We start from the raw sequence: 11,813 nt of genomic DNA on the forward strand, positions 1-11,813 counted from the left end.
CGCTTCTTAGCCACGAGGCTTTGTCTGGACATGACATTGCTCGCCTGCTCATGAACTCATGCGACTCCGTTGTCCCCCCAAACCTCTTTCAGAGGCGGGGCGCTTGATCTTAATCGAATGTTAACGATCGGCTCGCTATATTCCCCCGGATGCGGCTGTCCTGAGCCTGCACTCAGTGTTGAGAGTGACTTTGCACTTGGACCATGAACATTCATGGCACTGATAGAGAGTTGAAGAGTTCCTGAGGAATGAGCAATGGATATGAATGTTTTGAGCAATCGCTTTGTTTTTGATGATCCAAAATACACCGAACTGGCGGAGCAAAATTCCGCCAACTATTCAAAGGGGTCGCCGTTTCCTCATATTGTGTTAGATAACTTCCTGCCAGTCGATGTGGTCGAGGCGGTGCTGAATGAGTTTCCTCAGCCTGGGGGTATCGATTGGCACAACTATAAGCGCCAGACCGAAATCAAGCTGGTGTGTGCCGACGAAGCCAAATTTGGGCCGGTCACCCGCCAATTGTTCTACCAGTTTCACTCGCTACCGTTTTTGCGTTTTCTTGAAAAGGTGACAGGCATTGAAAACCTCATCCCTGATCCGGCATTGCGCGGCGGCGGATTGCACCAGATTCGCCGCGGCGGGCTCCTCAAGCTCCATGCCGATTTCAATCAGCACGACGCTACTTTTTTGGATCGCCGGGTGAATATTCTTCTTTATTTGAATAAAGACTGGAAAGAAGACTATGGCGGACATCTGGAGCTATGGGATCGCGACGCCAAGCATTGTGGAAAAAAAATACTGCCAATTTTCAATCGGTTGGCGATTTTTTCCACGACAAGTGACTCTTTTCACGGGCATCCAGATCCACTCAATTGCCCTGAAGATGTCACTCGCAAGTCGCTGGCACTGTATTACTACACCAATGGCCGGCCCAAGAGGGAAGCTGAAGGAAGTCACACGACGATCTTCAAGGCGCGCCCCGATGAGCGATTCAGCGGGGTCGTATGGCGCATTGGTCAGGACTTCGCGCCACCCATCTTGTGGCGAGGCGCACGCAAGATGCGGGAGCGGTATTTTGGTGGATTGATCCAGAAGCGAGATTAGCCTGATTGCGGCTTCAATCCCAAGCGCAGCACTGCGTCTGTCTGCAAGTCCAATTTTTGAGAGACGCAGTTCGCTGCCGCGTCGCACACCGCGTGTATCTGGCTCAAAAGGTCGGGACCCTTGGTGGCCATGACAACCCGAAGTCTTCGTGCTCCAGCGTCAGATTGGGGTTGTAAGCAGGGTCGTTGGCTAGCCATGCTCCCCAGCGTTCACGCATCAATGCGGCTTCTCGTTGAAATCTGGCCTGCTTTTCAGGAGAGTCCTCGAAACCGCGCGAGATGGATTCATGGTGGATCATTTCGGCATGAGGGGTCCAGATGTTGCGGTAGCCGGCCTTGCGTGCGCGCAGGCAAAAATCGACATCGTTGTAGGCCACACCCAGTGCTTCGTCAAAACCGCCCAGCTGGTCAAACACCGTGCGCCGAACCACCATGCAGGCCCCTGTCACAGCGCTCATGGTCTGGTGGAGCAAGGCACGGTTCAGGTAGCCTGGGGCACCTTTGGGGAGGTATTTGTGCGCATGTCCAGCCACACCTTGAATGCCCAGCACAATGCCGCCGTGCTGCAAGGTGCCCTCTCCGTACCAAAGTCGTGCGCCCACTGCGGCCACGCCATTTTGTAAGGCCCAGCCCACCATTTCTTCCAGCCAGTCTGGTTGGGTAATCTGCATATCGTTGTTCAACAAACACAGAACCTCACCCTCGACTGTCGCTGCACCACGGTTGATCAATCGAGAGAAGTTGAACGGGGCATCGTCCTTCAAAACCTGTACCCGCGGATCGTCGATGCCATGCAGGTATGCCAAGGTCTCGGGCTTGACGCTGCCGTTGTCCACCACCACCACGCGAATGTCCGGGTAGCTGCTTTGCTGCAGCAGCGACTCCAGACAGACCGACAGCACTCCCACGTTGTCGCGTGTGGGGATGACAATGCCCACCCGGGGTGGGGCTTCTGGCAGCGTGAAACGGACCCGGCACGCACCGGGCAGGGTGGGGTGGGGTAGGGCGACGCCGTTCAATCCTTGACGTGCCAAATGGGCCTGCACCACCGCAGGCACTGCGTCGCGAACCCTTGATGCCGGATCACCGACTTCCGGACAACAGGGGAGGAAATCGTCTGCTCGTTCTTCTGCGCCTTCAGGACATTCCCGTCGATGACTCAGGACGCAGGGCAGGTGAAGGATGGCCTGCGCGGGTTCCTTCCATCGCTCTGTCAACCGAAGCCACAGGTCATGTCGGTGTGCCGCCCGCAGGGAGTTGTCCCAGCCCCCCACCTCAATGAGGTCTTCCCGCTTGCAGAGCACGAACTGTCCCAGGTAGTCGGATGCATTCAGCAGATCCAGATTGGCCGCACAGCGAAAGGCGGGAGCGTTGCGGGTACCTTCGGCATCCATGTGGTCGTCGTCTGCATAAAGCAGCCGGGCCGAGGGATGCGCGCGCAGGTGTTCCAGCGCTGCCAGCAAGGCATGCTCTCTCAGCAGAACCCGGTCATCGATCCACGCCAGCCACTCGCCCTTGGCTTGCTGGAGGCCGGTGTTCAAGGCCTCCCAGGGAGAGGCCTCATCCGCCCCGGCTTCGATTAGCCGGATACGGGGATCTGTCGCAGCCCAGTCTTTCAGACGCTCCAGGGGCTCGACCCCGCACACGATGAGCCACTCCCAGTTCGCATGGTGTTGAGCAGTCAGTGTTTCCCGCACCGCCAGCATGCTGGCCAGGGCACTCTCGGAAAAGCGTGGTACAGAAAACACCGATACCAGCGAGATCAGGGTGGGGTCAGCAACAAACTGAGCAGCCGCCTCTTGCAATGCCGCCCGCCGCTCTGTGGAGAGGGTGTCAAACCGGCGGACCCATTCGACGTAGTCGTGACGATCGGCCACGGCAAGTGATGCAGTCTCCTCCGTATCCCGGACGAGCACAGAACTTGATGGGGCGGCCGAAACAGGCAGGACGTCGCCAACTTCTTCAAGAGGACTCACCTCGGCCACCATATTGCCCCTGAGCCGCTGGCTCAGCCACCTCAGGGGGCGGGTCACGCGCCAGCTTGTGGAGCCTTCATAGCCGCGGCGCATTTCGCGCAGGCGCTGCCCGCGTCGATCGACTTCATGGAGTGCCGCCAAGTTCTGGTCGCGCAGGATCTCGATCTCGTTGCGCAGCGTATTGATGAGCGTTGCACGATTTTGAAGCAGCTTCTCCTGCTCAAAAGTCAGCTGTTCCAGTTTGGCTAACTTGATTTCGAGCAGTGACAAGGCCTGCATGAGGGCTCGGGACGCGTCGTCGTGGTGGCTCATGGCTTCAAGGTCATTCGGTATGGCCAGTCAACGCGGTCTGATTTTGAGCCTCGGGCACCATCCGCTCCACAGGTGATTCGGTATCTCAAATCCCGAACCTTTCAAAGAGGATGAAAGCCACAAGTGCTTTCTTTCGCCGCTGTGGATGGATCAGTTGTGGTGGCCAGGTAGAACCCGGCTGCGGTCACGGATGCGCCCATGAGTCGCTCCACCGCATGTGCCATGGTTCCGTCCACTTGTTGCCCTTCGGACTCAAAGTCACTCTGATTCAAGCCCAGCGCCATCAATGGCTCCATGGCACTCGGGCGAACGTAAAACATGGTGCCGCCGGAAAACAGGCTTGCCTCCCGGGCTATCAAGGTAGTTGGCATCCTGTTCAGCAGCGATTGAAAGCGTTCCCGATTTTGGCCCATGTATTTGTCAATCGAAAGTACATGGCCTTCAGGCGCCACCATGCCCAAGTTCGCGTTTTGGCCAAAGGCCCTGAATACGCGTTCCACCATCGAGGGTGACAAGAGCTTGTCAAGCATGTCGTTGCGCCAGGACTCGCCGTCTGACCGGTGCGGTGATTTTTTGGTGTGGATTTTCAACACCAGATCCCGTGGCTGCGCCTGACTCATGGCTATCAGGAAAGGCAGAATGTCCCGTCCTTTGTTCTCCACAGGGAGGACCTCCACTTCCAGATCCAACGCTTTTGCACATGACTTGACAATGTTCTGGTGTTCTTCCGAGGTCGTCACGAGAATCTTGGCCGGCAATGGCAGCGATTTGACTCGCTCCAACATGCCGGGCAACATTTCTGGATAGTAGGCATGAATGCAAACAAACAATCTGTTGGGCTTTGTCGTGGCATGTTTGAAGTGATGCTTCATTTTCGCCAGATGTGCCAGCGATGCTTTTGCTGCCTCGGCGAGTTGCAGGCGCGCCAATGATCTGGTGAGAAATCTGAATGGCTTTGTGAGTGTCCATGACCTGCTGCGCAAGATCATTTGCAGCAGATCATCTCGATCGGTGACCTGCCTGCGCAATTCGTTCACAAGTGCGTGAGCATGGCCAACAATCTCGGCGGCTTTTCTGGGGGCATCTGAAGAAATATCTGGAACTTGTTCCAGAGGCACAGAAAAATTCCGCAGATTTTCGAACTCATGGACCAGTTCGCTGTTCTGACGACGTTCCGATGCTATCGTTTCCCATACGTTGGCATGGCCGATTCCTGATTCAGTCAGTGCCCTGAATATATAGTCTGGACGCTGGTTCAGAATATTCACACGATGCTGAAGTTCGGACTCCAGCAAACAGAAGTCAGCCAGCCGGTCGGAATCAAGCGGGCAGTTGATGCTGGCAAAGCAGGCGTGGAGAAAATCAGCGTGCGTCGAAATGCTTCGCTTGGCGTGACTACCGATGCGAGTGAGCGAAAGGCTGAACGTGTGCAGTCCGCGGAACAGCAGGTAGCCTGATGAAATGTTCTTGTCCCATGCCCACTCCGTATCGATCAACTGAAATTGACCATCCTCTCGACACATGATGTTCTGGGGAAGGGCATCGATGAATCGGCCGGAAATGGTCTCATCAAACAGATTCTCTGCCTGGATGGGTGTGCCGATGGCTTCAGACACGGCGTGGAAGTACCGGTGGATAAAGCCGGCAATGGCTTCATCTGTCCAGCCCTCGCGTGTGACGATGTCCAGCAGCTCTGTCGAAAGGGTTTTTCCCCTGACGTATTCGGTGGAAGCTTCCAGCCTGTTGGTGAGCCCGTCGATTGATACCTGAGGATTGGCATCCTTGCGGGGACGGAAAGCGCTGACCAGAACCTGCTTCGTGTCGGTTTCCAGGAATTGGGTCACCTTGCAAAGATCCGCGCGTCGCTCTGTGCTGAAATGCCACGCCAACGTCGGTTCAGCATCGTTGGTCGGTTCGGTGTGAGCCGATATCAGAAACGAGTTGCTCAGATCGAGCGCAATCCGGTTTTCAAATAGCGATTGCCAGGTGCGCTCTGGTTGAAAGGCCAGCGTAGCGGGCAGCTGTGGGTCGCGGCGCACGGACTGGATGGCCAGGGCGCTGGCGTCAAACTCGCTGGACTCAAAGCCTTTCTCGCTGACGATCGAGACGGGAAACTTGTAGTCTGGAAATGGTGCAAAAAACCGGTTGCTGCTGAATCCGGTGCTTTTCAAAAGGGCGTCTATGGCGTGCCGTCCATAGGTTCTCACCCCATTGGGCAGATAGCGGTCTTCCAGACCAAACGACGGAATGCCGACATGGTCTTCGGGTGCGCCAGCAAAATACTTCAGTCCGAGCTGATTTTCGATCGCGATGATGAGCCTGCCCGTTGGCTTGAGCAGTTGCCTGGCCCGGGTCAACATGGCCACGTCGGGCCTTTCGGCCTGCACAAACATGCTGGCGTACTCCAACACGCCAATCAGCGTGACAACGTCGAATTTTTCGTCGGTTTCGAACGCGGAAAAACTCTCTGCAAGCACGGTGACGTTCTCGAGATCGTTGGTGCGGGCCCTGGCGATGGTGGCCCGTCGCAGTGTGCCTTCGAGTGCGAGCACATCGGCACCGCATTCACCCATGTAGCGGGTGATGGCGCCGCAACCTGCGCCAATTTCAAGCACCTTGCCTTTCAGATGGGGCTCGAACGGGCGCAGGATGTTCGCTCTGGAACCGCTCAGGTGGTAGGTGGATGCCCAGTCCGTGCAATGTGACTTGAGCTCAGGCGACAAAACCGAACGGTCCTGCGCTGCGCTGATGATGGACAACAGGCGTTGCTCAATTTCGTCGCCATCGTTGTAGGTGATGCCGCCATAGCCTGGGCGGGACCAGATCCTGGTGTCTTCATTGAACTGATAGGGGGCCATTGACTCGGGGTTCATGTTCTTGTTTCCAGCACATTCAGGCCCAGATTCAGATTGCTCAGACCGTAAAACGAGGCGTCCGGGCTGACCTGGAAGTGAATGGAGTCGTAGCGCCGATCATGAGGAACCACCTCATCCTTTTGCACACTGGCGACGCCGACGGAGATGAAATAGTTGCCCGGCGCGAGATGGCAGGTAAAACGAGACTCCACGACGATCACCTGGCCCGCTTTCCCTGACGCCGTGAACTCACCCACATGCTGCTTGTCGGTGTTGGTTCCGTAGACGGCCACACCTTCGTGTGTCTTGATGGTGACGCCGAGAATGGGGTTGAGCACCTCTTCCTCAAAGCGAATTGCCAGCCTGAGGGTGACCGCGCTGCCGGTTTCAATGATTTCGGGGTAGACCTTCGCGCCAACCGACAAGGTGTAGTCGAGGATTTTTGCCCGCCCATCTCCCCAACGGAATTCATGCGGATTGAACCCGGGGTGTGAGGAGAAGATGTCATCAATCAGGTTGGGCTGGCTATTGTCTTCTTCGGACAGGGCGTTTTCGGCACCTGACTCGACCGACATTTTGGCGCTGGCCTTTTTGCCGAATACCACATCGTGATAAACATTCACGACATGCTTGGGCACACCGGTCTCATGGATGCGACCCTGTTCGATGAGAATCGCCTGGGAGCAATGAGTAACGATTTGCTCGCTCGAATGGGTGACCAGCAGGATGCTGGTGCCGCGATTCTTGAGCTGCTTCAGTCTCTCAAAGCATTTGGCCTGGAACTTGATGTCGCCCACGGCCAGTGCTTCATCTACCACCAGAATGTCCGGATCTGACAAGGCCTGAACGGCAAAGGCCAGGCGCACGGCCATGCCGCTGGAGTAGGTTTTGGTGGGCTGAGAGAGGTGATCGCCAATGTCGGCAAAGGCGACGATTTCGTCGAGTTTGGCGGTGGTCTCTTCCTCGCTCATGCCCAGCACGGCGGCGTTCATGTAGATGTTTTCAAGGCCGCTGAACTCTGGATTGAAACCGGATCCGAGTTCCAGCAATGCCGCCACACGACCCTGGGTCTGAACTTCTCCACTCGTGGGGCTGAGTGTTCCGCAGATCATCTGCAGCAAGGTGGATTTGCCGCTGCCGTTGCGCCCGATGATGCCGACAGTCTCGCCCTTCGGCACCTCAAAGGAAACGCCGCTCAAGGCCCAGAATTCCCGGTAGTATTTTTTGGGTTCAAGACCGGCGAGTTTGCGCAGTCGCGGAAAGGCGTATTGCTTCAGGCGGTCTTTGGGGTGGTCATAGATCAGGTAGCACTTGCTGAGATTCTCGACCTTGATGGCGACATCAGAGGACATCAGCGAACCCTTTGCGCGTCTTCTGGAAGAACACGTAGCCCAGCCAGGCCGACGCAACCCCGATGCAGGTGTAGATCAGAAGCCCCGAGACGTCTGGCGTCTGGTGGAGCAGCATCACGGCACGCACCTGCTCAATGATGAAAGTGACCGGGTTGATCAGAAAAAGCCATGCCATTTTGGGCGGAACAGAAGACAGTGGGTAGAACACCGGGCTCAGGAACAGCATCGCGGTCAGGGCTGGTGCGATGATTTGCGCCACATCGCGCAGGAAGACGCCCAATGCGGCGATGAACCAGGTCACACCCAGCACAAACAGCACGAAGGGCAGCAGGATCAGCGGCACATACAGCACGTCGATACCCAGCGTCCAGCCAGAGAAGAACACCAGCACAGCCAGCACCACACAGGCAACCAGCAGGTGAAAAAGAGCGGCGTTGACCGCAATGATCGAAAGTATCTCCAGGGGGAAGATGACCTTCTTGACGTAGTTGGGGTTGCTCAGAATGATCTGCGGCGCTCTGCCCAGGCACTCGGAGAAGAAGTTGTAGATGAGCAGTCCGGCAAACAGTGCGGCGGCAAAATCGAGTCGACCCGTGGCCTCGCCGCCTCCCCATCGGGCCTGAAATATTTCACCAAATACAAAGGTGAAGACGGTCAGCATCAGGAGCGGGCTCAGAAGAGACCAGAACACACCGAAGAAGGAGCCTTTGTAGCGGCCCGCGACTTCCCGCCTGGTGAGCGAAACGATCAGGGCCCGATGCGACCAGAGACTTCTTGCCAGCCCTAGCGGTGATACGCTGGGTTGGACGTGAGGGTTCAAGCAAACACCTCGGCGGCAGCCAGGGTGGCGCCCGCTTCGTCCTTGGTGGAGAGCCTCGGTGCGCTGACGCCCATCCAGTCGATGGCCAGATCAGGGTCGTTCCACTTGATACTGCGCTCAAATGCCGGGGCGTAGTAGTTGGTGGTCTTGTAGAGAAACTCGGCGGTCTCGCTCAACACCACGAAGCCATGGGCAAAACCTTCGGGCACCCACAACTGGTGCTTGTTCTCGGCGCTCAACAAGGCACCCACCCATTTCCCAAAGGTGGGCGATGAGCGCCGGATGTCCACGGCCACGTCGAACACTTCGCCTTGCGCCACCCGCACCAGCTTGCCTTGCGGCTGCTGGATCTGGTAGTGCAGGCCACGCAGCACGCCCCGGCTGGACTTGGAGTGGTTGTCTTGAACGAAGCTGACCGCGTGGCCCACGGCCTCTTCGAAGCGGGCCTGGTTGAAGCTCTCAAAGAAGAAGCCCCGGTCGTCGCCGAAAACCTTGGGTTCGAACAGGATGACGTCTGGAATGGCAAGCGGTGTGGCGTTCATGGTGATCAGGGGTGGATTTCTTTGAGGATCTGCTGCAGGTACTGACCGTAGCCATTCTTGGCCAGCGGTTGGGCCAGAGCGGCCAGTTGTTCAGCGTTGATCCACTTGTTGCGGTAGGCGATCTCTTCAGGGCAGGCGACCTTTAGGCCCTGGCGCTTTTCCAGGGTGGCAATGAACTGGCCGGCTTCCAGCAGGCTGTCGTGCGTGCCGGTGTCCAGCCACGCGTAGCCGCGGCCCATGAGTTCCACATGCAGCGCGTTCTTGTCCAGGTAGAGGCGGTTGAGGTCGGTGATTTCCAGTTCGCCGCGTGGTGATGGCTTCAGGTGCTTGGCCATCTCGACGACCTGGTTGTCGTAGAAGTACAGGCCGGTGACCGCGAAGTTGCTCTTGGGTTGTGCAGGCTTTTCTTCCAGGCTGAGCACCTTGCCGCTGGGGTCGAACTCGGCCACGCCGTAGCGCTCCGGGTCGTGCACGTGGTAGGCAAAAACGGTGGCGCCGTCAGGGCGTTCGCTGGCATTGCGCAGCAGTTCGGCGAAGTCGTGGCCGTAGAAGATGTTGTCGCCCAGCACCAGCGACGAGGGGTTGTTGCCGATGAACGACTCGCCGATGATGAAGGCCTGGGCCAGGCCGTCCGGGCTGGGCTGAACCGCATACTCAATGTTCAGGCCCCACTGGCTGCCATCGCCCAGCAGGTCGCTGAAGCGCGGGGTGTCCTGGGGGGTGGAAATGATGAGGATGTCGCGGATACCGGCCAGCATCAGGGTGCTGAGCGGGTAGTACACCATGGGCTTGTCGTACACCGGCATCAGCTGCTTGCTGACCGCCTGTGTGACAGGGTACAGACGGGTGCCGGAACCGCCCGCGAGGATGATGCCTTTTCTTTGCATGGTGGTCTTCACAGGATTTGTTGAAGGATATGGCCGACGCCTTGCTGCCAATGGGGCAGATGAAGATCGAAGGTGCTCTGAATGAGCGTGGTGTCCAGGCGTGAGCTTTGAGGGCGCCTGGCCGGTTTGGGGTAGGCCGTTGTCGGGATCGGCAATACCCGGTCAGGCGTGGCCTTGATCGCCTTGCCTGCCTTGACCGCTTCGCCAATCACGAATTGTGCGTATTCGTGCCACGACGTTTCTCCAGCGGCCGCCAGGTGGTAAGTTCCAAACGGGAATTCAGTAGCGCCCTCGCGCTGGATCTGGCGCACCAGGTGCGCGGTCACATCGGCCAGCAGGGCGGCAGAAGTGGGTGCACCGAATTGGTCGGCCACCACCTTGAGCTCGTCTCGATCGGCTGCCAGTCTGAGCATCGTCTTGGCAAAATTACCACCGTGCGCGCCCACTACCCAACTGGTGCGCAAGATGATGTGGTGTGGCGTGGCCTGTGCCAGCGCGCGTTCGCCATCGAATTTGGTTTGTCCGTATACAGACTGCGGTCCCACCGAGTCGGATTCCTTGTACGGTGTGGTCTGGTTGCCGTCAAACACGTAGTCGGTGGAAAAATGGATCACGGCCGCGCCCAGCCGCTGTGCCTCTTCGCCCATGACGCCAGGCGCCACCGTGTTCACCGCCCGGGCCTTCTCTGCATCCGCCTCGGCACGGTCGACTGCGGTGTAGGCCGCCGGGTTGATGATCAATTGCGGTTTGACAGACTGGATCAGGGCGCGCAAGGCGTTGGCGTCAGACAGATCGCAGTCTGCCGAGCCGACGGCATGCACCGTGCCCAGCGGCGCCAGTGCGCGCTGCAGCTCGAAGCCCACCTGACCGTTCTTGCCTGTCAGCAGAATGTTCATGCGGTGGCCCCATATTGCTTGCCGATCCAGTTGCGGTAGTCGCCGCTTTGCACCGCTGCGACCCAGGCCGCATTGTCGAGGTACCACTGCACGGTCTTGCGGATACCGGTCTCGAACGTCTCGGCGGGCTTCCAGCCCAGCTCCTGGTGGATCTTGTTGGCGTCGATCGCATAACGGCGGTCGTGCCCGGGGCGGTCCTTGACGTAGGTGATCTGGCCGGCGTAGGGCTTGCCGTCGGCGCGCGGGCTCAGTTCGTCGAGCAGCGCACACACGGTGTTCACGATCTCGATGTTGGGCTTTTCGTTCCAGCCACCCACGTTGTAGGTCTCACCGGGGCGACCCGCTTCGAGCACGCGGCGGATGGCGCTGCAGTGGTCTTTCACGTACAGCCAGTCCCGGATCTGCATGCCGTCTCCGTACACCGGCAGAGGCTTGCCAGCCAGGGCGTTGACGATCATCAACGGGATGAGTTTTTCGGGGAAGTGGTAGGGGCCGTAGTTGTTGGAGCAGTTGGTGGTCAGCACCGGCAGGCCGTAGGTGTGGTGGTAGGCCCGCACCAGGTGGTCGCTGGCGGCCTTGCTGGCCGAGTACGGGCTGTTGGGTTCGTAGGCCGTGGTCTCGGTGAAGGGCGCATCGCCTGCGCCCAGCGTGCCGTAGACCTCGTCGGTGGACACATGCAGGAAGCGGAAATCGGCTTTGGCCGCGCCCTCCAGGCCGCCCCAGTAGGCCCGCACCGCTTCCAGCAGGTGAAAGGTGCCGACCACATTGGTCTGGATGAAGTCTTCGGGCCCATGGATGGACCGGTCCACATGGCTCTCTGCCGCAAAGTTGACGATGGCACGGGGGCGGTGCTCGGCCAGCAGCGCATCAACCAGCGAACGGTCGCCGATGTCGCCATGCACGAACGCATGCCGGGCATCGCCTTGCAGGCTTTCCAGGCTTTGCAGATTGCCTGCGTAGGTGAGTTTGTCGAGGTTGACGACGGGCTCGTCAAGCTGGGCGAGCCAGTCGAGCACGAAGTTGGCACCAATAAAGCCCGCTGCACCGGTTACAAGAATCATCCAGGTCTC

Annotated in this window: 9 protein-coding genes; 1 reads left to right on the plus strand and 8 read right to left on the minus strand. The window is 58.3% G+C overall.

Going from position 1 to position 11,813, the window contains the following annotated elements; all coding sequences use genetic code 11:
- Positions 1–255: 255 nt before the first annotated feature.
- Positions 256–1,104: a 2OG-Fe(II) oxygenase gene (locus J2W49_RS01170; protein ID WP_310310668.1), complete on the plus strand. Its 849-nt coding sequence runs from the start codon at positions 256–258 to the stop codon at positions 1,102–1,104.
- 103 nt (positions 1,105–1,207) lie between these two features.
- On the opposite strand, the gene J2W49_RS01175 is transcribed toward J2W49_RS01170, so the two are convergent.
- The 8 genes from J2W49_RS01175 to rfbB all read right to left on the minus strand — a co-directional run bounded on the left by J2W49_RS01175 (position 1,208) and on the right by rfbB (position 11,804).
- Positions 1,208–3,391 (minus strand): glycosyltransferase family 2 protein, encoded by a 2,184-nt coding sequence (locus tag J2W49_RS01175; protein ID WP_310310671.1) that lies wholly within the window; start codon positions 3,389–3,391, stop codon positions 1,208–1,210.
- Positions 3,392–3,492: 101 nt separating this feature from the next.
- The gene (locus tag J2W49_RS01180) at positions 3,493–6,264 is read right to left on the minus strand and encodes a rhamnan synthesis F family protein (protein ID WP_310310674.1); all 2,772 of its coding nucleotides are present in this window, start codon (positions 6,262–6,264) and stop codon (positions 3,493–3,495) included.
- Positions 6,261–7,598 (minus strand): ABC transporter ATP-binding protein, encoded by a 1,338-nt coding sequence (locus tag J2W49_RS01185; RefSeq protein ID WP_310310678.1) that lies wholly within the window; start codon positions 7,596–7,598, stop codon positions 6,261–6,263. Before J2W49_RS01185 ends, J2W49_RS01180 begins: the two co-directional genes overlap by 4 nt.
- Entirely contained in the window at positions 7,588–8,418 is an 831-nt protein-coding gene (locus J2W49_RS01190; RefSeq protein WP_310310681.1) for an ABC transporter permease, read from the minus strand. The genes J2W49_RS01185 and J2W49_RS01190 overlap by 11 nt, the downstream gene beginning before the upstream one ends.
- Positions 8,415–8,960, minus strand: coding sequence for a dTDP-4-dehydrorhamnose 3,5-epimerase (rfbC, locus tag J2W49_RS01195; RefSeq protein WP_310310683.1), 546 nt, complete (start codon positions 8,958–8,960; stop codon positions 8,415–8,417). Before rfbC ends, J2W49_RS01190 begins: the two co-directional genes overlap by 4 nt.
- A gap of 5 nt (positions 8,961–8,965) precedes the next feature.
- A complete protein-coding gene (rfbA, locus tag J2W49_RS01200) occupies positions 8,966–9,847 on the minus strand; it encodes a glucose-1-phosphate thymidylyltransferase RfbA (protein WP_310310686.1) in 882 nt (293 codons plus the stop codon).
- An 8-nt stretch (positions 9,848–9,855) separates the two neighbouring features.
- Positions 9,856–10,743 (minus strand): dTDP-4-dehydrorhamnose reductase, encoded by an 888-nt coding sequence (rfbD, locus tag J2W49_RS01205; protein WP_310310688.1) that lies wholly within the window; start codon positions 10,741–10,743, stop codon positions 9,856–9,858.
- Positions 10,740–11,804: a dTDP-glucose 4,6-dehydratase gene (rfbB, locus tag J2W49_RS01210; RefSeq protein ID WP_310310691.1), complete on the minus strand. Its 1,065-nt coding sequence runs from the start codon at positions 11,802–11,804 to the stop codon at positions 10,740–10,742. The genes rfbD and rfbB overlap by 4 nt, the downstream gene beginning before the upstream one ends.
- Positions 11,805–11,813 lie beyond the last annotated feature (9 nt).

The organism is Hydrogenophaga palleronii (assembly GCF_031457455.1).
Classification (GTDB): domain Bacteria; phylum Pseudomonadota; class Gammaproteobacteria; order Burkholderiales; family Burkholderiaceae_C; genus Hydrogenophaga; species Hydrogenophaga palleronii_A.